Below are 19,071 nucleotides of genomic sequence, written 5' to 3'. Positions count from 1 at the left end.
GGCCGTCGGGATTAAGCAACGATTCTTGTTTTTAGAGATATCCTGTTCCCATGACCAAACTTTCCTGGCGCCGACGCCTCACGGCGGTCGCGTCCCTGGGGGATGAGAACCGCCGGCGGCTGTTCGACGTCGTCGCCTCCGCGGCAGACGCCGTCAGCCGGGACGACGCTGCCGCGGCCGTGGGCCTGGCCCGCAGCACCGCCTCGTTCCATCTGGACCGCCTGGTGAGCGACGGGCTGCTGGCCGTGGAGTTCCGCAAGCTCGGGGGACGGGAAGGCCCCGGCTCGGGCCGGCCGGCCAAGCTGTACCGGGCCGCCGTGCAGGAGGTGGCGGCCTCGGTCCCGGAGCGCCACTACGATCTCGCCGCCGAGCTGCTGGTGTCCGCGGTCGAGGCAGCAACGCACGACGGCGGATCGCCCCGGGACGCACTGCTCCGGGCCGCCCGCTCCCGGGGGGAGTCGGCCGCCGCAGCGGCGGCCGGTGCGGTGGCCGGGGAGGGGGACGCCGCCGTCTTCGCGGACTTCCTCGCGGGGGAGGGGTACGGCCCGGCGGACGACGGCGGCGGGGGCCTGCTGCTGCTGAACTGCCCGTTCCACCGCCTCGCCGCGGGCCATGCGGACGTGGTCTGTGCCATGAATGGCGCGTTCCTTTGCGGGGCCGCCACCGCCTTGGGGGTCGACCCGGAACGGGTGGAGGCGCTCCCGATCGAAGCCCTGAGGGAACGCGGGGCCGCGCAGCCGGCCCAGTGCTGCGCCCGGATCCGGCCGCTGTGACGCGGCATCCCCGCGGGTAGAATTGGCCCGTGCCCGTATACCTCGATCATGCCGCCACCACCTCCATCGCCCCGGAAGCTTTGGCGGCGCTGACGCGCGAACTGTCCCGGACCGGCAACCCCTCGTCGCTGCACGGCGCGGGACGGCGGGCGCGCCGTGTCGTTGAAGACTCCCGAGAAGCGCTCGCCGCCGCCGCCGGCGCGCACCCGTCCGAAATCATCTTCACTTCCGGCGGCACGGAAGCGGACAACCTGGCGGTCAAGGGCCTGTACTGGGCCCGGCGCGCCGAGAACCCGGCCCGCACGCGGATCCTGTGCTCCGCCGTCGAGCACCATGCCGTCCTGGACACGGTGGAATGGCTCGAACGGCACGAGGGTGCGGAAGTCTGCTGGCTGCCCGTCGACGCCGACGGGGTCGTCGAACTGGCCGCACTGGAGGCGGAGCTCGCCCGCGACCCGGCGTCGATCGCCCTCGTCACCGTCATGTGGGCCAACAACGAGGTCGGCAGCATCCAGCCGGTCGCCCGGATTGTGGAGCTGGCGCACCGTGCCGGGGTGCCGGTGCACTCCGACGCCGTCCAGGCCTTCGGGTCAGTCCCGGTCGATTTCCGCGGCTCGGGCCTGGATGCCATGTCCATTTCCGGGCACAAGATCGGCGGCCCGGTGGGCGTCGGAGCCCTGCTCCTGGGGCGGGCCGTGAAACTGACCCCGGTGCAGCACGGCGGTGGACAGGAACGGGATGTCCGCTCCGGCACGCTGGACACCGCCTCGATCGCCGCCTTCGCCGCGGCCGCAGAAGCCGTGGCCGCGAAGCTCCCCGAGGAGGCTGCGCGCATCGCCGGCCTGCGCGACCGGCTGATCGACGGAGTCCGGGCGGCCGTGCCCGAGGCCGTGCTGCGCGGCGCCCCGGGGGCCGGGCGGCTGCCCGGCAATGCGCACTTCACGTTCCCCGGCTGCGAGGGCGATTCGCTGCTGTTCCTGCTGGACCTGGCCGGCGTTGAATCCTCCACGGGCTCCGCCTGCACCGCCGGCGTCCCGCGGCCCTCCCACGTGCTGCTGGCCATGGGCCTGGACGAGGACACGGCGCGCGGCGCGCAGCGGTTCACCCTGGGGCATTCCTCGACCGGCGCGGACGTCGACGCCCTGCTCGCGGCGCTGCCGGACGCGTATGCGCGGGCCCGGCAGGCCGGCATGGCCGGGCACGAATCCAGCATCCAGACGGCGGGCACCGTGGCGCGCCGCGCCGCCGCCGACGGCTGAACCGGAGTTCCGGGCTACGCCGGGAGTTCCTCCAGCGGCACCGAGGAATCCATGAGAAGCCCGGGGCTGACGCCGGCGCGTGAAGCGATGAGCGCCTTGATCGCCTTCTGCGGCTTGGCGGATCGGGGCCAGTTGACGTTCATCCCGGCGACCACCCGGCCCTCCCGCTGCCAGAAGGCCACGAACTGTTTGTCCTGGAGCGAGCCGCGGATCACCGGCGGCCCTGACACGAGCGACGAGAAGCCCGAGTACTCCATGCTGACGTCGTACTGGTCCGTGTAGGAGTACGGGATGACATCCAGCCTGGCCTCAAGGCCCAGCATTGACCGCGCAGCCACCTTGCCGCCGTTGAGCGCGTTGGACCAGTGCTCGCTGCGGTGGTGCTCCCCGGTGAACGGATGCAGGGCGTTGGCGGCGTCGCCGGCCGCGAAGACCCCCTGGGTCCCGGTGCGCAGGGAGGCGTCGGTGAGGATCCCGTTGCGGATCCCGAGGCCCGCCGCCTCGGCCAGCCCCACCTCCGGGACCACACCCACGGCAATGACCACCAGGTCCGCCGGCAGGAGTTCGCCGGTGCTGGTGCGGACGCCGGTGACGCGCCCGGAGCTGCCGGTGATTTCCGCGGCCGACGCCGGCAGGAGGAACCGTACGCCGTGGGCCTCATGCAGGGACCGGAAGAAGCCGCCCAGATCGGGGCCGATTGCGGCGGCCAGGGGCACCTCTTCCAGGCCCATCAGGGTGACCGTGTTGCCGTAAATGCTGGCGGCCGCGGCCAGTTCCATCCCGATCCATCCCGAACCGACCATAACGACATTCCGGCCGCCCCCGGCGAGGGCGCGGCGGACCCGCCTGCTGTCCTCGACCGTGCGGAAGGTGCTGACCCCCTCCAGCCCGCTGCCGGGCAACGGGACGCTGCGGGGCTGAGCCCCGGTCGCGAGCAGCAGGGAAGCGTAGTGCAGTTCGCTGCCGTCGTCGAGCGTGACGGCCCGTGCGGCCGGGTCCATTGCCACGGCCCGGGAGCCGAGCCGGAGGTCGACGTCGTTCGCGCCGTACCAGTCCTCCGGCGCCACCGGGAGGGCTTCCTCGCCGGACGTGCCCAGCAGGTAGTCCTTGGAGAGCGGCGGGCGCAGGTACGGCGGATGGGGCTCGGCGGCGAGTACGGTGACGGATCCGGCGAATCCTTCGGCGCGCAGCGTCTTGGCAGCTGTTGCCCCTGCCAGCCCGCCGCCTACGATGACGATGCCCTCAGTGGCCATGATCCGCTCGCTTCCGCCGGTCCCGCCCTCTAAAATGACGTTCTTTGACTTTAGATTCCAGACCTGCGCCGGGTCAAGGGTTTTGGGCGGGGAATCGGCGTGGCGATAGAATGGGGCCGCAGGCTTTGTGCTAACCGCCGTTGACCGGAGCGGGCCCGCGACATCCCCGAAAGCTAGAGAAAGCCAGTATGCGAGTTCTTGCAGCCATGAGCGGCGGCGTTGATTCCGCCGTTGCCGCCGCCCGCGCCGTCGAGGCCGGCCACGACGTCGTCGGGGTCCACCTGGCGTTGTCCCGGATGCCCGGCACCCTGCGAACCGGCAGCCGCGGCTGTTGCACGATCGAGGACTCCCGGGACGCCTGGCGTGCCTGCGACATCCTCGGGATCCCCTATTACGTGTGGGACTTCTCCGAGCGGTTCAAAGAGGACGTCGTTCAGGACTTCATCGACGAGTACGCCGCGGGCCGCACGCCCAACCCGTGCATGCGCTGCAACGAGCGCATCAAGTTCGCCGCCCTCCTGGAGAAGGCGATCGCGCTGGGCTTCGACGCCGTCTGCACCGGACACTATGCAAAGGTCATCACCGACGCCGACGGCAACCCGGAACTTCACCGCGCCGCGGACTGGGCCAAGGACCAGAGCTACGTCCTTGGCGTGCTGACCCACGAGCAGCTCAAGCACTCGATGTTCCCCCTGGCCGACACACCGTCCAAGGCCGAGGTCCGCGCCGAGGCCGAGCGCCGGGGGCTGTCGGTGGCGAACAAGCCCGACAGTCACGACATCTGCTTCATTCCCGACGGCGACACCGCCGGCTGGCTCGCCGAAAAGATCGAAATGACTGCGGGAGACATCGTCGACGAATCCGGGGCGAAGGTCGGCGAGCACCCCGGCGCCAACGCCTTCACGGTCGGCCAGCGCCGGGGCCTGAAGCTCGGCACGCCGGCCGCGGACGGCAAGCCACGGTTCGTGCTGGAAATCCGGCCCAAGGAAAACAAGGTGGTGGTGGGCCCGGAGGCGCTGCTCGCCATCGACGAGATCCGCGGCATCAAGGTCTCCTGGGCCGGGCTGCCGATCGCCGAGGTGGCCACCGGGGCGGAGTTCGACTGCTACGCCCAGGTCCGCGCCCACGGCGACCCGGTGCCCGCCCGTGCCCGTATGGCCGGCGACGGGCTCGTGGTCACCCTCGACGAACCCCTGCGCGGTGTGGCCCCCGGCCAGACCGTCGTCCTCTACCAGGGCAGCCGGGTGCTCGGCCAGGCCACCATCGATGCGGCACGGTCCCTGCAGCGCGCCCCGCTGTAACGCCAGCAAATACACCGACTCCAGTGCAGGGCCCCGCCACCCGGCGGGGCCCTGCGCCGTCTGCGGGCCGAAGATCCGACCGGAAATCCCAAGAAATCCGGAGAAAAGTGGAAGAAAGCTTCGAATCGTATAAATTTTGTGTCTCAACTCACAAAATGCAACGATTCACCATGTGGTTGTCTGGTTGAATCTAGGGATCAGCAAAGCGTGCCGCCCGACGAGACCTTCGTCTCACTTGGGCTGCGCCAAAACGCATCGAACAGAAAGTTCACAGATGGCAATGCACAAAAAGGCCTGGCACAGCGTTATCGCGCTGGCCGGGGTTTCCGCCTTTGCACTGACGGCCTGCACCGGGCCGTCCGGTGGCTCGGGCGGGTCATCAGCCGCCGCAAGCGGACCGATCGCCTACGGCACCACGGACAAGGTCACCGCCTTGGATCCCGCGGGCTCGTACGACAACGGCTCGTTTATGGTGATGAACCAGATCTACTCCTTCCTGCTCAACTCGAAGCCGGGCAGCGCCGAGCCCGTTCCGGACCTTGCCGAGTCCGCGTCCTTCACCTCGCCGACCGAATACACGGTCAAGCTCAAGCCGGGGCTTAAGTGGGCCAACGGCCACACGCTCGACTCCAAGGACGTCAAGTTCTCCTTCGACCGGCAGATCAAGATCAATGATCCCGCCGGCCCCGCCAGCCTCCTGGCCAACGTGGAGAGCGTCACCGCCCCGGACGCCAACACCGTGGTCTTCAAGCTGAAGCTGGCCAACGACCAGACTTTCGCGCAGATCCTCAGCAGCCCCGCCGCGCCGATCGTGGACGATGAAGTCTTCCCGGCCGACAAGCTCCTCGACGACGACTCGATCGTCAAGGCCAAGGCCTTCTACGGCCAGTACGTGATCGACACGTACAAGAAGAACGAACTGATCAGCTTCAAGGCGTTCCCCGATTACCAGGGTGTCCTTGGCAAGCCGGCCAACGACGCCGCCACGATCAAGTACTACGCGGACCCGACCAACATGAAGCTGGACATCCAGCAGGGCAACATCGACGTCGCCAACCGCAGCCTCAGCGCCACCGACATCGACGACCTGAAGAAGGATTCCAAGGTCAAGGTCAACGTGGGTCCCGGCGGCGAGATCCGCTACATCACGTTCAACTTCGACACCATGCCGTTCGGCGCCAAGGCTCCGGATGCCGACCCGGCCAAGGCCACCGCCGTCCGCCAGGCCATCGCCAACCTCGTTGACCGCCAGGCCATCGCGGACCAGGTCTACAAGGGCACTTACCTGCCCCTGTACTCCAACGTTCCCAACGGCTTCCTCGGCGCCAACGAATCGTTCAAGGACGCTTACGGCGACGCCGGCAAGCCCAGCCTGGACAAGGCCAAGAAGGTCCTGGCCGACGCCGGCGTGACCACCCCGGTGACGCTGAACCTGCAGTACAACCCGGACCACTACGGGAAGTCCTCCGGCGACGAGTACGCCATGATCAAGGACCAGCTGGAGAAGTCCGGCCTGTTCAAGGTCAACCTGCAGTCCACCGAATGGGTCACCTACAGCAAGGCCAGCCGGGCAGATGAATACCCGCTGTTCCAGTTCGGCTGGTTCCCGGACTTCAGCGACGCTGACAACTACCTGACCCCGTTCTTCCCGGAAGGCGGCTTCCTGAAGAACCACTACAACAACCCGACCGTCAACGACCTGATCAACAAGCAGCTCACCACCGTTGACAAGACTGAACGCGAGTCCACGATCAAGGATGCACAGAATGCCCTCGCCAAGGACATCTCCACGCTTCCGTTGCTCCAGGGCGCGCAGGTTGCCATCTCCGGCAGCGGCGTCAAGGGTGTCGACTCCACCCTCGATGCCTCCTTCAAGTTCCGTTTGGGAACTGTTTCCAAGTAGGGCTGCGACCCTGCTGTCCTGACCGGCCTGCGAGGCGGGGCGCCCTCGAGGCGCCCCGCCTTTGCTGGTCATGCCGCACCCTGCAGCACCCGCGGCCGGCCCCTGGCCGCGAACGCACAACATTAGGTACCAATGACAACATTGATAGAGGCGCCGCCCAGCGACGCCGACGGACTTCTTCCGTCCAAGAAAAAATCCTCAGGCGGGGGACTGGGGACCTACATCCTGGTCCGGTTCTTCCTGATCATTCCGACCATTTTCATCCTGGTGACCATGGTCTTCTTCCTGATGCGGGTCATCGGCGACCCCATCACCGCCGCCCAGGGCGGCAGGCTGCCGCCAGAGGCGCTGGCGCAGCGCATTCATGAAGCCGGGTATGACCGCCCCATCCTGGTGCAGTATCTGGAATACGTGGGGCAAGTGGCGACCGGCAACTTCGGCACCACCATCACCGACCGCCGCCCCGTCGTCGAAATGCTCCTGACCTTCGGCACCGCAACCCTCGAGCTGGCCATCAACGCCCTCATCGTCGCGTTGGTGGTAGGCATCCCGCTCGGTCTGATCGCCGCCTACAAGCGCGACAAGGCACCGGACGCCGTCCTGCGGTTCTTCGCCATCCTCTGCTACGCCACCCCGGTGTTCTTCGCCGGCCTGCTGATGAAGCTGACCTTTTCGGTCTGGCTCGGTTGGCTGCCCGTCGCCGGCCGGGCCTCCACCCGGACCGAACTGGCCATGGGAAGCCTGGCCGCACCGACGGGGATCTACTGGCTCGATGCATTGCGCAGCGGCAACATGGCCGCGTTCGGCGACGTCGCATCCCATTCGGTCCTCCCGGCGGTCACCCTGGGCCTGCTGACGGCGGGGGTCTTCCTCCGGCTGGTCCGCACCAACGTCATCGGCACGCTGGGCAAGGACTACGTTGAGGCCGGCAGGTCCCGCGGCGTCAGCAATTACCGGCTCGTCACGAAGCATGCCTACAAGCCTGCGCTGATCCCGGTCATCACGGTGATGGGACTCCAGATCGCCCTCCTGCTGGGCGGTGCCGTCCTCACGGAGTCCACCTTTGAGTGGAAGGGCCTCGGCTACCAGCTGGTGCAGTACCTGAACGCCCGCGACTTCGTCGCCGTCCAGGGCATTGTCGTGCTGCTGGCGGTCATCGTCGCCGTCACGAACTTCATCGTGGACGTCGTCGCAGCCCTGATCGACCCGCGAGTGAGGTACTAGCCATGAATGCAAGCACAGTAAGCGGGCGCAAGCAGCCCCTCATGTACCGGCTGCCGGTGATCTCGCACTTTCGGTCGAGCGTCGGGCTGCAGCGCGGCATGCTCGTCACCGGCCTGGTGCTGACCGTCGTCTTCCTGCTGACGGCGGCACTGGCACCGTGGATCGCACCCTACGGCTTCGCCCAGCTCAGCGACGCGGCCGGAACGTTCCCGGCCCAGGCTCCGCCCAGCCCGGCCCACATCTGGGGAACCACCGTGGCCGGCTATGACGTCTATTCCCGCGTGCTCTGGGGCGCGCAGACGGCGTTTGTCGTGATCGTCGTGGCCGTCGTGATGTCGATCTTCCTGGGCGTCGCACTCGGCCTGCTGAGCGGCTACTTCGGCGGCTGGCTGGACCGGGCGCTCGTCGTGATCGCCGACGCGATCTACGCTTTCCCGTCCCTTCTGCTGGCCATCGTGATGTCGATCGTCATCAATCATGGACAGTCCAGTTTCTGGGGCGGCATCGTTGCGTGCTCCATCTCCATTTCGGTCGTCTTCGTCCCGCAGTACTTCCGCGTGATCCGGGCCGAGACCATCCGGCTGAAGGCGGAGCCGTACGTCGAGTCTGCCAAGGTGGTGGGTGCGTCCAGCGTCCGCATCATGGGCCGGCACATCTTCAAGAACGCCACCCGCACGTTGCCGCTGATTTTCACGCTGAATGCCTCGGAGGCGATCCTGACCCTGGCCGGGCTCGGCTTCCTGGGCTTCGGCATCGAACCGTCCTCCGCTGCCGAATGGGGCTACGACCTCAACAAGGCCATCGCGGATGCTTCCTCGGGCATCTGGTGGACGGGCGTGTACCCCGGTACGGCGATCGTCCTGACCGTCCTTGGACTGACCCTGGTGGGCGAGAGCATCAACGACCTTAACGATCCCCGCCTCCGGGGCCGCAGGAAGGCAGCCGCCGGCAAGGGCGGACCCGATTCAACCGCCGGCACCCAGGCTGCACTCGAAGCAGAATCGAGAGTTCTATGACCACCAACATTGACAAGCCGGCCAGGGACGCAGGCCCGGTCCTGGACATCGACCGCCTCAAGGTCACCTTCGCCACCGACGCCGGGGACGTGTACGCCGTCAAGGACGTCAGCCTCGAGGTCAACCCCGGCGAGGTTGTCGCCATTGTGGGCGAATCCGGGTCCGGCAAGACCGTGACGGCCAAGACCATCCTGGGCCTGCTGCCGGAGACGGCGACCAGCCAGGGCGCAGTCCTGATCAACGGCAACAACGTCATTAGCGTCAGCGAAGCCAAGTTGCGGGAGATCCGCGGACGCGACGTCGCCATGGTGTTCCAGGAACCGTCCACCGCCCTCAACCCGGTCTACACCGTCGGCTGGCAGATTGCCGAGGGCATCCGGGCGCACGCCGACGCCGCGAGCGGGAACAAGGTCTCGGCCAAGGAGGCGAAAGCGCGGGCCATCGAAGCCCTCCGGAAAGTGGGCATCCCGGATCCGGAAACCCGGGTCAACTACTACCCCCACCAGTTCTCGGGCGGCCAGAAGCAGCGCGTCGTCATTGCTGCCGCACTGGCCCTGAACCCGGGACTTATCGTGGCCGACGAACCGACCACGGCCCTGGACGTCACGGTCCAGGCCGAGATCCTGGAACTGCTGCGGGACCTGCGCGACAAGTACGGGACATCCATCGTGCTGATCACCCACAACATGGGCGTGGTCGCCGACCTCGCCGACCGCGTGGTGGTCATGTACCAGGGTGACGTCGTGGAGGAAGCGACCTCGCGGGTGCTGTTCGCCCAGCCCAAGGAGGACTACACCCGTAAGCTGCTCGCCGCCGTCCCGCACCTGGGCCGCAATTCCGCATCGGAGGGCATGACCGAACGCGCCCACCAGGGCGGCAAGGTGCTGGTCGAGGCCAAAGACCTGACCATCGAGTACCCGGGCCGGCTGGGCAGCCCGGCCTTCAAAGCGGTCGACGGCGTCAGCTTCACAGTGTCCGAAGGCGAAGTCTTCGGCCTGGTGGGGGAGTCCGGGTCCGGCAAGACCACGATCGGCCGGGCCATCGCCGGGCTGAACCGGACCACGGGCGGCAGCCTCAAGGTGCTGGGCTACGAAATGCTGAACTTCAAGGAACGGACCTTCAAGCCGCTGCGCAAGGAGATCGGCTTCGTGTTCCAGGACCCGGCAGCCTCGTTCAACCCGCAGCTGACCATCGGCGACTGCGTGGCCGAACCGCTGCTCATCCACGCGAACCCTTCCCCGGCCGAGGCGCGCAAACGGGTCGGTGAGCTGCTCGAATCGGTGCAGCTTCCGGCGTCGTTCGCTGACCGGTTTCCGCATGAACTCTCCGGCGGGCAGCGCCAGCGCGCTTCCCTGGCGCGGGCGCTCATCCTGAACCCCAAGCTGCTCATCGCCGATGAGCCGACGTCGGCCCTGGACGTGTCCGTGCAGGCCGTGGTGCTGGAACTGTTCAAGGACATCCAGGAGGAGTTCGGCTTCGCGGCCCTCTTCATCAGCCACGACCTCGCCGTCGTGGACATGCTCTCCACCTGGGTCGGGGTGCTCTACAAGGGCAAGATGGTGGAGCAGGGCCTCGGCAGCCAGGTCATGGGCAACCCTCAGCACGACTACACGAAGAAACTCATCGCCTCGCTGCCCGTTCCGGACCCCGACGAACAGGCCCGCCGGCGCGAGGCCTTCCGGGCCGTGCTCCACAGCTGACGCGGTCCGAGCTGCCCGCGGGTGCCGCCGGCGCCGCCGCGCAGGGGACATGCCCGCCGTTCGCAATGAACGGCGGGCATGTCCCGTTCCGGGGCTCGCGCCCCGGCGGCAACCGGGCTTAACAGCAGAAAGCATTGGCTGAGGTACCAATAGACTGGGTCAATGACCGAGCAGAACCTCAATCTTCCTGACACCGATTCCTACGACCCGGCAGCCAGTTCGCTGGCCGGTTCCGTGGACCCCGCGGTGATGGCGGAGCTGTTGTCGATCCGCTCCAGCATCGACAACATCGATGCCACCCTCGTCTTCCTCCTCGCCGAACGCTTCAAGGCCACGCAGAAGGTGGGCTTCCTCAAGGCCGCGCACCAGCTCCCCGCGGGGGACCCGGGCCGTGAAACGGCGCAGATCGCGCGGCTGCGGCACCTCGCCGCCGAGGCGCACCTGGACCCTGCCTTCGCCGAGAAGTTCCTGAACTTCATCATCGGCGAGGTCATCCGCCACCACGAGGCCATCGCCGAGGACCACCAGGCCGCCGTCCAGGCCGCCGGCGCGACGGACGCCGTCCGCGCCGCCGACGCGTAGCCATGGCCGCACCAGAGGCTTCCGCTTCCGGCCAGGTCACCGCCACAGGTCTGGGCCCCTGGCCCGGGGACGACCCGGCTGAGGCCGCCCGCATCATCCGCGGCGAGCTCGGCAGCCCGCACCTGCCGTTCCTGGCCGAGCTCCCTGACCGCGGCGTCGGCTCCGATGCTGTGGGCCGGTCCGCCTCCTTGCTCGTGGAACTCCCCGTCGATGTCCAGCCGCACGGCTGGAGGCTGGTGGACCGTCCCGGCAAGGACCTGCTGCGGGCAAAATCGGCGCTGTCCACCGACATCAACATCCTGGCCGATGTGATTGGCGCCGAGGAAGTATCGGCGGACGACATCAAGATCCAGCTCCGCGGACCGCTCAGCCTGGCCGCCGGACTCCACCTCCACAACGGCGAACGGGCCCTGATCGACTTCGGCGCCCGCCGGGACATTGCCGCGTCCCTCGCCGCGGGCGTGGAAGGCTACCTCAAACGGGTGGCTGCGGCAGCCCCCGGTGCGCGGATCACGGTCCAGCTGGACGAGCCGGACATCGCGTCCGTGCTGGCCGGAACCATCCCCACCGCCAGCGGCTACCGCACGCTGCGCTCGGTACCCGGCAGTGAAGTCACCGAGTCCTGGCAGCTGGTCATCGACGCCATCCGCGCCGCGGGCGCCGCCGAGACCGTCGTAGCAGTCGCCGAGGTCGAAGCCCCGTTCGAGCGGATCCTGGCCGCGGGTGCGGACGGGATCGCCGTGCCGCTGCGCGCCCTGACCTCGCGTCAGTGGGAGCAGCTCGCGGCCGCGGTGGAAGCCGGCAAACGCCTGTGGGCCGGCGCGCTCGACGTCACCGACCCCGCGGCGCTGCCACGGGTGGGCGAGGTCGTGGACACCGTGTGGCGGCCGTGGCGGCAGCTGGGTCTTCCGGCCTCGGCGCTGGGGGCTGTGCGGGTCACCCCGTCGGACGGCCTGGCCCGGCATTCGCCGGCCGCGGCGACGGCGGTCCTGACCAGGCTGACCCAGGTGGCGGACGGGCTCAACCAGCTCGCCCTGGGCTAGTCAGACCCGGCGCTCCCAGCGGTCCGGCCGGGCGTAGCCGGGCAGGTGCCCGGGCGCCGTGACTCCGCCGGGGTAGGGCTCGAGCCGGTAGTCGAAACGGCCGGCGTACACCAGCACGAGGCCGAGCTGGGGCTGGATCACCTTGACCTGGATCCGGTGCCGGCCGCCGTTGTCCGGTTCCCACCACTGCTCGGCGTAGGCCTTGGCGTCCAGGGCCGCCGGCAGCGGAATCCGCAAGGGTCCCGCGAACAGCCGGGAGGCCTCGGACACGCCGCGGAGCCGGCCTTCCGGCGTGACGCTGAGGTTGAGGTCCGTGACGAGCCGCCGGAACCGGCCGACGTAGTCCACGAGCCCGGACCTGCCTCCCGCTCCGTCAAGGCTGGTGGTGTCCTGGAACAGCCGGGTGGTCCCCGGGAAGAAGATTTCCCGCCGGGCGGTCAGGCTGGACCTGCCGAAGGGGTCAAGGTGGGCGTGGTTCTCGATCCGGAAACGGATGCCCTCGCCGTACTCGGGAAAGAAGGCCTGTTCGCCGGCGGTGAGCCGCAGGAGGGGACGCAGCCAGGCCTGGCGGCAGCCGACGACGTCGAACACGCCTTCGCCCACCCCGTAGTGGCCGGAGCCCGGCGCCAGGGAGAAGTAGGCTTGGAGTTCGGGTTGCAGCCGGGCAAAGTCCCTGCCCAGGGCGCGTTCGTAGATCGGGGTGTTCACGGTTCCTCCTGGGTCCGGGCCGGTTTGCGGGGCCTGTCCACAGCATGCAGGACAACGCGGCAATTGTCACAACATTCCCGGCCGCCGGCCCGGTCCGGGCGGCCGTGGCGGGCCCGTTGGCGCCATGCCGGTGCGCCGCCCGATACGACAAAGCCAAGGCAATGGGGGAATATATAACTATGAAGGCACGCATTCTGGTAGTGGATGATGACGAGGCGCTCGCCGAGATGATCGGTATTGTGCTGCGCAACGACGGCTTCGAGCCCGTCTTTTGCGCCGACGGCGGGCAGGCACTGGACGTGTTCCGCTCCGCCAAGCCGGACCTCGTCCTGCTCGACCTCATGCTGCCGGGGATGGACGGCATCGAGGTCTGCCGGCAGATCCGTGCCGAGTCTGACGTGCCGATCGTGATGCTGACCGCGAAGGCGGACACCTCGGACGTCGTCCGCGGCCTCGAATCGGGCGCCGATGACTATGTGCCCAAGCCCTTCAAGCCCGCTGAACTCGTCGCCCGGGTCCGGGCACGCCTCCGCCCGGGTGACCAGAAGGCGCCCGAAACGCTGCGGATCGCCGACGTCACGATCGACGTCGCCGGCCACCTGGTCAGCCGCGGCAACGACCGGATCTCCCTGACGCCGCTCGAATTCGACCTCCTCGTTGCCCTGGCCCGCAAGCCGTGGCAGGTCTTCACCCGGGAGCTGCTCCTGGAGCAGGTCTGGGGCTACCGGCACGCCGCCGACACCCGGCTGGTCAACGTCCACGTCCAGCGGCTGAGGTCCAAGATCGAACGCGACCCGGAAGCCCCCGAAGTTGTATTGACGGTCCGTGGTGTCGGCTATAAAGCAGGAGCCTGAGTCCACGGACGCCGGAACCGGCGAACCCGGCCCCCGCGGGGACGGCTCGCAGCATGCCGGCGGCCCTGGCCCCTCGCGGGGCTTCGTTTTCCGGACCCGGTTGTGGGCCAAACGCGCCAGGATCGTCGGCGTCCGGGTAGCCCGGCTGGTCCGCACCGGGGCGGGCAGCATCCTGCCCGGGCTCCGATACCTGCTCCGCGAAGTGCAACGGAAGTGGCGGCGCTCGCTGCAGTTCCGGACGGTCCTTACCACGCTGCTGCTGGCAATCGGCTCGTTCGCCGTCGTCGGCGCATATCTGTCCAACCAGATAGCCAACAACCTCTTCCAGGAACGCCTCGCCCAGGCTGAATCGGAGACCCGCTACAACGTCAAGCAGGTTCAGGACACGTTCGACGGCGCCCAGGTCACCGACCAGTCCAGCGTCATCACCCTGGTCTACGACACCCTCAACGCCGTGGAGGGCCGCGGGTCCGTGATCCAGCGCCGCTACGTCTTCGAGGCGATGCCGGAGCAGACAAAGCCGCGCAACCGTTGGGTGGAGTCCCGGGCCTCCGACCAGCTCACCATCGGCGTCATCCCGCCCGAACTCCGCAAAGCCGTGCAGGATTCGGGCAAGGACCAGTTCTGGGCGTCAACGCAGTTCCCGGTGGGGACCGAGGACCGGCCCGGCATCGCGGTCGGCAACAAGGTGACCTTCAACGGCACCGTCTACGAGCTCTACCTCATCTACGATCTCAACACGGCCCAGAAGACGCTGGACGAGATCCAGAACGTCCTGCTGGCCGGCGGCGCCCTGCTGGTCCTGATGATCGGCGGGGTCGCCTGGTACGTCACCCGCAACGTGGTCAGCCCGGTCAGTCACGCCGCGGTAGTCTCCGAGAAGCTCGCAGCCGGCCAGCTGCAGGAGCGCATGGTGGTCAGGGGCGAGGACGAGGTCGCACGGCTCGGCGCGTCGTTCAACCACATGGCGGCCAGCCTTCAGGAGCAAATCACCCAGCTGGCCACGCTCTCGCAAATGCAGCAGCGGTTCGTCTCCGACGTCTCGCATGAGCTCCGCACCCCACTGACCACGGTGCGCATGGCCGCCGAAGTGCTTTACGACGCCCGCGAGGACTTCGATCCCATCAACAAGCGGTCCGCCGAGCTGCTCTACAACCAGGTGGAACGCTTCCAGTCACTGCTGGCCGACCTGCTGGAAATCTCCCGCTTCGATGCGGGTGCGGCCACCCTCGACGCCGAACCCACAGACATCGTGCAGCTGCTCTCCCACGTCATCGAGGGGGTGGCGCCCGTCGCCGCCGAATACGGCTCCGCCGTGACCGTCAACGCCGCGGCGGGCAGCATCATCGTTGACATGGATGACCGCCGGATCGACCGCATCCTGCGCAACCTGATCCTCAATGCCCTCGAACACGGCGAAGGCCGGCCGGTGAACATATCCGTGGCCGCGAACGACACCGCCGTGGCCGTGGCCGTTCGGGACCACGGCATCGGCATGACGCCGGCGGAGGCGGCCCGCGTCTTCGACCGCTTCTGGCGCGCCGATCCGGCCCGGGCCCGCACCACCGGGGGCAGCGGGCTCGGCCTGTCCATCGCCACCGAAGACACCAAGCTCCACAACGGCTGGCTGCAGGCCTGGGGGAGCAAGGGCGACGGATCCAACTTCCGGCTGACCCTGCCGCTGCGCCGGGACGAGCCGATCGGCAGGTCGCCCCTCCCGCTCGAACCGGTCAACGTCGGGCTGCCGGGCGCGGGAAGCCAGCAGACCGTGGTGCTGCTGGATCCACCGCCACCCGCGCCAGCGGACCAAACAGTGGACGCGGTGGCCGGCACGGCGGCGGCCACCGCGGCAACCAGTGCGCCGCAGGCGCCTGGCGCGGACACGGAGGGCGGGGCATGAGCAGGAAGTACGGCAAGGTCATCCGGACGGGAGCGGCCCTGCTTGCCCTAGTCCTGCTGCTGCTGACCTCGTGCGCCCAGATCCCGCGCTCGGGCCCTGTGGGCAAGAGCACCGACGAGAGCGCGGGAAACCCGAACGCCCCCGTCTTCTTCCCCGCCGCCCCGCGCCCCGGGGCAGGCCCCGAAGCGGTGATCGAAGACTTCTACCTGGCCGGCAGCGGCTACGAGGACGACTACGCCGTCGCCCGCCAGTACCTGACCCAGGGCTCGTCGGTGACGTGGAAACCCGATCAGCGGGCCCTGGTTTTCCGGAAGGCCGCGGTGGTGGCGACCGGCGTCGAAAACGTCTTCAACTACCAGCTGGACCTCGCCTATTCGGTCGACGCCGACGGCGTTGCCACCCAACTGCCCGAGGGCACCACCGAGAACATCCCCGTCACCGTGACCCAGGTCGACGGCGAATGGCGGATCTCGGATCTCCCGGACGGCACGGCGATCCCGGAAGAGACGTTCAAGGTCATCTACGGCGCCTACCCGATCTACTTCTACGACCCCACCTTCACCTACGCCGTGCCTGACGTTCGCTGGTTCATCCGCAAGAAAACCGTCAAGGCCATGACGAGTGCCCTTCTGGGCGGACCAGCCCCCTACCTCAAGGGCGCCGTCGTCAGCGCTTTCCCGTCCGGCATCAGGCTGGCGCGCGAGTCCGTGCCCGTTGTGTCCGGCGCGGCGCAGGTGGACCTGACGGCCAAAGACCTGGTGGATGCCTCCAACGAGGACCGGCTGCGGATGCAGACACAGCTGGCCCTGACGTTCCGCAGCCAGCCGGATGTCATCAGCGTCGAGCTCCGGGCCAACCAGGACCTGGTGCGCGTCGAGGACAACGGCACGGTCCTGCCTCCGATCCGCGACGAAAGCGTCCCCGGCTACCAGATTGCCGTCAGCAACAACGACCTCGTCCGGTACGAGAACAACAGGATTTCGCCGTTGCCGGACATCCGCTCCGTCGCGGCCCTGTCCCCGCGCTCGCCGGCGGAGTCGACCGAATCCCAGGCCGCGGCCTTCCTCAACGCCGCCCGCACCACGCTGTATTCCATCGTCCCGGGCCAGCCCGCCCGGGCCCTGACCACACGGGCCACCCTCTCCCGGCCCTCCTTCGGCCGGTACGACTGGGTCTGGACCGCCGGGCCGGGAGCCTCGGGCGCCACCGAAGTGGTCGCCTACCGGCCGGTCGGGGTGGCCGAAAACGCCAGCGTACCCACCGTGACCCTGACCCCGGGATGGCTCGCCGGCCGGACCGTCAGGGAGTTCCGGATTTCCCGGGACGGCACACGGGCGCTCGTCATTTCCGAACAGAACGGCAAGAGCAAAGTCCAGATCACCGGCGTCATCCGGAACACGGACGGCACGCCGCGGGACCTGACAGCGCCCCTGACGCTGCTGACACCGCGCGATCCGGACACCGGCGTGTGGGTCGATGACACCACCGTCGCGGTCATGAAGGCCTCCGCCAGCGACGCCGTCACGCCCGAGCTGTTGTCCCTGACCTCCGCCCAGCCGTCGCAGCTGGCGCCCTGGCCCGGGCTGACCGCGCTCAGTGCCGGCAACGGGGCCGCGGAAATCTACGGCCAGTCCGCCGAAGGAATCTTCCAGCGGCTGGGCAACGGCTGGTCACCCCAGCTCAAGGGTCCCGTCGATCCGGCGTTCCCCGGCTGAGCGCTTGTCCACATAGCCGGGGGCAGCGCTACCGCCGGGGGACCGGGGCGTCCAGGCTTGGGGGATGAGCAGCACCAGGCACCGCGGCGCGTATGCCACGCCGTTGGCGCGGCTGGCGGACCGGACGACGGCGGCGGCCGCCGACGTGCTCGCCCTCGCCGTCCCGGTGGACTGCGTCTGCTGCGGCGCCGAGGACTCCGCGCTCTGCGCTGCCTGCGCCCGGCAGCTCCGGCTGCTGACACTGAGGCCGTTCCGGGCCGAGGCCCAGGCGCCTTCCCTGATGGACGCGGACGGCTCCGTGCTGCTTCCCGTCGTCGCGGCGGGGGCCTACCGGGCCGAACTGGCGCAGTGCCTGCTGTCCTTCAAGACCCACGGCCAGCCGCGGCTGGCCGGTGAACTGTCGCGCGCCCTGGCCAGGGCCCTCCGCGCCGCCCTGCCGGGGCCCGGGCAGGGGCTCGTCCTGGTGCCCGTGCCTACCAGCGCCGCGGCCTTCCGCAAGAGGGGCTTCAGCCCCGTCCACCTCCTGCTCCGCCGGCTCGTTCGCGGCCGCGACATCCCCGGCTTCGTGGTCGCGGACGCGCTGCGCAAGACGCCGCTGCCCGTGCGGGGCCGGCCGGGAGGCTGGGGGCGCTGGACCGGTTGGAGGGGCTGGCCGCGTCCAGCGGACAAAAAGGACTGGGCCGGGGCGACCGCGCCCGGCGGGTGCGCGGATCCATGCGGGTCAGGGCCCGCCCGCGCCCGCCGGGGGTCACCGGCCGGACCTGCATCATCGTCGATGACGTCCTGACGACCGGTGCCACCCTGGCCGAGGCGGCCCGTGCGCTGCGGGCAGCAGGGGCCGTCGTCTGCGGCGCCGTCGTGGTGGCCGCGACACGCCCGCCGGCCATCTCCGACGCCGGCGCCCCCAGCCCCGCGATGGCGGGGGAGAAAGGGCGGCGAGTAAAAAAATAAACCGAAAAAAGATGAATAACAGGTTGCTATGAACTAACGTCGAAGATGGGTACCAAGAACAGATGTACCTGTCGATAGCGGCTCGGAAAGGGGCTCGACTGTCAGTCAGATCGGCCCCGGGAAGTGCCGCCGTCGTGTCACCGAAGTCATTTGGAGGGCACCATGGAGTTCATGATCAGCGGACGCAACTTGACGGTCTCAGACCGGTTCCGCGAGTATGCCGACGACAAGATCTCAAAGATCGCCTCGTTGGGAGACAAGGTCCAGAGGGTGGACGCAAAGGTCACCAAGGAGACTAAAGCCCGCCAGACCGCCGAATCGCTCACGGTTGAGTTGACAGTCCTCGGACGCGGCCCCGTCATCCGCGCAGAAGCGAGTGCCGCCGACAAGTTCGCTGCCTTCGATCTCGCTTACAACAAGCTTCTTGAACGCCTGCGCAGGGCCAGGGACCGCAGGAAGGTCCATCATGGCCGGCACACCCCCAAGTCCGTCACCGAGGCGACGGCAACCCTGGAACCGGCCAGCCCCAGCGAACCCCTCTACGTGGAGGCGGCAAACCAGCAGGAAGCCGCGGCACCGGCCGCGGAAAAGTCGCCGTACGACGTCGAGAACGATATTCCGGCCGGAGACTCCCCGGTGCTGATCCGCCGCAAGGTGTTCCCCGCAGCGCAGCTCACGCTCGACGACGCCGTCGACAACATGGAACTGGTGGGCCACGACTTCTACCTTTTCGTGGACAAGGAGACCAAGGCCCCCTCGGTTGTCTACCGCCGCGACGGCTGGACCTACGGCGTCATCTCCCTGGACCAGACCTGCGAGCCCGGACACTCGAGCCTGGAAGAAAAGATTCTGGCCTACCGTTCGGAGGATGAGCCCGCCAGCGCATAAG

General features: G+C 68.5%; 17 protein-coding genes. 15 read left to right on the top strand and 2 right to left on the bottom strand.

Going from position 1 to position 19,071, the window contains the following annotated elements:
* Positions 1-50 precede the first annotated feature (50 nt).
* Positions 51-773 (top strand): metalloregulator ArsR/SmtB family transcription factor, encoded by a 723-nt coding sequence (locus CFN17_RS19155; RefSeq protein ID WP_208749251.1) that lies wholly within the window; start codon positions 51-53, stop codon positions 771-773.
* A gap of 29 nt (positions 774-802) precedes the next feature.
* Complete coding sequence (locus CFN17_RS19150) at positions 803-2,032, top strand: cysteine desulfurase family protein (RefSeq protein ID WP_208749250.1); 1,230 nt, start codon at positions 803-805, stop codon at positions 2,030-2,032.
* Positions 2,033-2,046: 14 nt separating this feature from the next.
* Here CFN17_RS19150 and CFN17_RS19145 read toward each other — a convergent pair whose 3' ends face one another.
* Positions 2,047-3,285, bottom strand: coding sequence for an NAD(P)/FAD-dependent oxidoreductase (locus tag CFN17_RS19145; protein ID WP_208749249.1), 1,239 nt, complete (start codon positions 3,283-3,285; stop codon positions 2,047-2,049).
* Between the two features lie 188 nt (positions 3,286-3,473).
* On the opposite strand from CFN17_RS19145, the gene mnmA reads away from it, so the two are divergent.
* The 7 genes from mnmA to CFN17_RS19110 all read left to right on the top strand — a co-directional run bounded on the left by mnmA (position 3,474) and on the right by CFN17_RS19110 (position 12,054).
* Positions 3,474-4,586 (top strand): tRNA 2-thiouridine(34) synthase MnmA, encoded by a 1,113-nt coding sequence (mnmA, locus tag CFN17_RS19140; RefSeq protein ID WP_208749248.1) that lies wholly within the window; start codon positions 3,474-3,476, stop codon positions 4,584-4,586.
* Positions 4,587-4,860: 274 nt separating this feature from the next.
* A complete protein-coding gene (locus tag CFN17_RS19135; protein ID WP_208749247.1) occupies positions 4,861-6,489 on the top strand; it encodes an ABC transporter substrate-binding protein in 1,629 nt (542 codons plus the stop codon).
* 132 nt (positions 6,490-6,621) lie between these two features.
* A complete protein-coding gene (locus CFN17_RS19130; protein WP_208749246.1) occupies positions 6,622-7,713 on the top strand; it encodes an ABC transporter permease in 1,092 nt (363 codons plus the stop codon).
* Between the two features lie 2 nt (positions 7,714-7,715).
* Positions 7,716-8,729 carry an ABC transporter permease gene (locus CFN17_RS19125; RefSeq protein ID WP_208749245.1) on the top strand — a complete coding sequence of 338 codons (1,014 nt, stop codon included), beginning with the start codon at positions 7,716-7,718 and terminating at the stop codon, positions 8,727-8,729.
* Positions 8,726-10,429, top strand: a complete 1,704-nt coding sequence (locus tag CFN17_RS19120) for an ABC transporter ATP-binding protein (RefSeq protein ID WP_208749244.1) — start codon at positions 8,726-8,728, stop codon at positions 10,427-10,429. Before CFN17_RS19125 ends, CFN17_RS19120 begins: the two co-directional genes overlap by 4 nt.
* Before the next feature lie 162 nt (positions 10,430-10,591).
* The gene (locus CFN17_RS19115; RefSeq protein WP_208749243.1) at positions 10,592-11,011 is read left to right on the top strand and encodes a chorismate mutase; all 420 of its coding nucleotides are present in this window, start codon (positions 10,592-10,594) and stop codon (positions 11,009-11,011) included.
* Positions 11,012-11,013: 2 nt separating this feature from the next.
* Entirely contained in the window at positions 11,014-12,054 is a 1,041-nt protein-coding gene (locus tag CFN17_RS19110; RefSeq protein ID WP_208749242.1) for a hypothetical protein, read from the top strand.
* Here CFN17_RS19110 and CFN17_RS19105 read toward each other — a convergent pair whose 3' ends face one another.
* Entirely contained in the window at positions 12,055-12,762 is a 708-nt protein-coding gene (locus CFN17_RS19105) for a DUF4166 domain-containing protein (RefSeq protein ID WP_208749241.1), read from the bottom strand. It abuts the gene before it with no gap.
* Positions 12,763-12,941: 179 nt separating this feature from the next.
* Between CFN17_RS19105 and mtrA the strand changes: the two genes are divergently transcribed.
* From mtrA to hpf, 6 genes are all read left to right on the top strand, one after another.
* Complete coding sequence (gene mtrA / locus CFN17_RS19100) at positions 12,942-13,616, top strand: MtrAB system response regulator MtrA (RefSeq protein WP_208749240.1); 675 nt, start codon at positions 12,942-12,944, stop codon at positions 13,614-13,616.
* Positions 13,588-15,516, top strand: coding sequence for an MtrAB system histidine kinase MtrB (gene mtrB, locus CFN17_RS19095; RefSeq protein WP_395925676.1), 1,929 nt, complete (start codon positions 13,588-13,590; stop codon positions 15,514-15,516). Before mtrA ends, mtrB begins: the two co-directional genes overlap by 29 nt.
* Complete coding sequence (locus CFN17_RS19090; protein ID WP_208749239.1) at positions 15,513-17,231, top strand: LpqB family beta-propeller domain-containing protein; 1,719 nt, start codon at positions 15,513-15,515, stop codon at positions 17,229-17,231. Before mtrB ends, CFN17_RS19090 begins: the two co-directional genes overlap by 4 nt.
* Before the next feature lie 64 nt (positions 17,232-17,295).
* Positions 17,296-18,018 (top strand): ComF family protein, encoded by a 723-nt coding sequence (locus CFN17_RS19085; RefSeq protein WP_261792283.1) that lies wholly within the window; start codon positions 17,296-17,298, stop codon positions 18,016-18,018.
* Positions 17,946-18,182 (top strand): phosphoribosyltransferase family protein, encoded by a 237-nt coding sequence (locus tag CFN17_RS20045; protein ID WP_261792282.1) that lies wholly within the window; start codon positions 17,946-17,948, stop codon positions 18,180-18,182. The genes CFN17_RS19085 and CFN17_RS20045 overlap by 73 nt, the downstream gene beginning before the upstream one ends.
* A 162-nt stretch (positions 18,183-18,344) precedes the next feature.
* Positions 18,345-19,070, top strand: coding sequence for a ribosome hibernation-promoting factor, HPF/YfiA family (gene hpf, locus CFN17_RS19080; RefSeq protein ID WP_208749238.1), 726 nt, complete (start codon positions 18,345-18,347; stop codon positions 19,068-19,070).
* Position 19,071: the final 1 nt, after the last annotated feature.

Origin of the sequence: Arthrobacter sp. PM3, assembly GCF_003352915.1 — a bacterium.
Lineage (GTDB): Bacteria > Actinomycetota > Actinomycetes > Actinomycetales > Micrococcaceae > Arthrobacter.
The sequence above is the reverse complement of the archived record's forward strand: the minus strand, read 5'-3'. Positions and strand labels throughout refer to the sequence as shown.

Coding starts and splice junctions, on each gene's coding strand:
- CFN17_RS19155 (WP_208749251.1), top strand. CDS start 51: ATGACCAAACTTTCCTGGCGCCGACGCCTCACGGCGGTCGCGTCCCTG.
- CFN17_RS19145 (WP_208749249.1), bottom strand. CDS start 3,285: ATGGCCACTGAGGGCATCGTCATCGTAGGCGGCGGGCTGGCAGGGGCA.
- mnmA (WP_208749248.1), top strand. CDS start 3,474: ATGCGAGTTCTTGCAGCCATGAGCGGCGGCGTTGATTCCGCCGTTGCC.
- CFN17_RS19135 (WP_208749247.1), top strand. CDS start 4,861: ATGGCAATGCACAAAAAGGCCTGGCACAGCGTTATCGCGCTGGCCGGG.
- CFN17_RS19130 (WP_208749246.1), top strand. CDS start 6,622: ATGACAACATTGATAGAGGCGCCGCCCAGCGACGCCGACGGACTTCTT.
- CFN17_RS19125 (WP_208749245.1), top strand. CDS start 7,716: ATGAATGCAAGCACAGTAAGCGGGCGCAAGCAGCCCCTCATGTACCGG.
- CFN17_RS19120 (WP_208749244.1), top strand. CDS start 8,726: ATGACCACCAACATTGACAAGCCGGCCAGGGACGCAGGCCCGGTCCTG.
- CFN17_RS19115 (WP_208749243.1), top strand. CDS start 10,592: ATGACCGAGCAGAACCTCAATCTTCCTGACACCGATTCCTACGACCCG.
- CFN17_RS19110 (WP_208749242.1), top strand. CDS start 11,014: ATGGCCGCACCAGAGGCTTCCGCTTCCGGCCAGGTCACCGCCACAGGT.
- mtrA (WP_208749240.1), top strand. CDS start 12,942: ATGAAGGCACGCATTCTGGTAGTGGATGATGACGAGGCGCTCGCCGAG.
- CFN17_RS19090 (WP_208749239.1), top strand. CDS start 15,513: ATGAGCAGGAAGTACGGCAAGGTCATCCGGACGGGAGCGGCCCTGCTT.
- CFN17_RS19085 (WP_261792283.1), top strand. CDS start 17,296: ATGAGCAGCACCAGGCACCGCGGCGCGTATGCCACGCCGTTGGCGCGG.
- CFN17_RS20045 (WP_261792282.1), top strand. CDS start 17,946: ATGCGGGTCAGGGCCCGCCCGCGCCCGCCGGGGGTCACCGGCCGGACC.
- hpf (WP_208749238.1), top strand. CDS start 18,345: ATGGAGTTCATGATCAGCGGACGCAACTTGACGGTCTCAGACCGGTTC.